General features: G+C 33.8%; 1 pseudogene. It reads left to right on the top strand.

Annotated elements, in window-relative coordinates:
• Positions 1–500, top strand: a pseudogene (locus L284_RS47150) (IS6 family transposase); the annotation flags it as partial.
• Between the last annotated feature and the right edge of the window lie 23 nt (positions 501–523).

Here is a 523-nt window from a genome sequence, read left to right as displayed (position 1 = left end):
ATCAAATTTGGAAGAAAAAGCATCAAAAAGCTTATTAAAAATGGCGTATTGATGAGACGTACATCAAAATAAAAGGAAAATGGAGCTATTTATATCGTGCCATTGATGCAGAGGGACATACATTAGATATTTGGTTGCGTAAGCAACGAGATAATCATTCAGCATATGCGTTTATCAAACGTCTCATTAAACAATTTGTTAAACCTCAAAAGGTAATTACAGATCAGGCACCTTCAACGAAGGTAGCCATGGCTAAAGTAATTAAAGCTTTTAAACTTAAACCTGACTGTCATTGTACATCGAAATATCTGAATAATCTCATTGAGCAAGATCACCATCATATTAAAGTAAGAAAGACAAGGTATCAAAGTATCAATACAGCAAAGAATACTTTAAAAGGTATTGAATGTATTTACGCTCTATATAAAAAGAACCGCAGGTCTCTTCAGATTTACGGATTTTCGCCATGCCACGAAATTAGCATCATGCTAGCCAGTTAAGCGAACACTGACATGATAAATTA

This window comes from Novosphingobium lindaniclasticum LE124, assembly GCF_000445125.1.
GTDB lineage: Bacteria > Pseudomonadota > Alphaproteobacteria > Sphingomonadales > Sphingomonadaceae > Novosphingobium > Novosphingobium lindaniclasticum.
Note: the sequence above shows the minus strand (reverse complement) of the source record. Positions and strands in the feature narration are given on the sequence as shown.